The organism is uncultured Tateyamaria sp. (genome assembly GCF_947503045.1).
GTDB lineage: Bacteria > Pseudomonadota > Alphaproteobacteria > Rhodobacterales > Rhodobacteraceae > Tateyamaria.
Genome location: NZ_CANNCF010000026.1, coordinates 1 through 290, shown reverse-complemented (window position 1 = coordinate 290; position 290 = coordinate 1). Strand labels below are relative to the sequence as shown.

1 protein-coding gene is annotated in these 290 nt (G+C 62.4%); it reads right to left on the bottom strand.

Annotated features, from left to right (window positions below; genetic code table 11):
* On the bottom strand, window positions 1-290 hold a 290-nt coding region (locus Q1A89_RS23460), incomplete at both ends, for a hypothetical protein (RefSeq protein WP_299734160.1).

The following is a 290-nucleotide window of genomic DNA, read 5'->3' as shown; positions in this document are numbered from 1 at the left end:
ATCCCCGATTGCACGTTCGGTGCATCGCCAAAGGCGCCGGAGCGGAACTCTTCTATGGTCTCAAGCCCGTTTTCATCGGCGGTAAAGTGCAGGTTAGAGCCTTCGGACAGACGCAACACGGCTGTCTCGCCGGTGTCCCCGTCAAAGCCCACATCGGCGTCCGTGCCCTCGATGTTCAGCGTATCTTCGGCTCCCAGCGTGGTGGAGGCCCCGCCGGTGGCGAGAATTGCATCGCCGCCCGAGACGTCAAAGGACACACCGCCCGTGATCTCGCCGGTATTGGCAAAGCG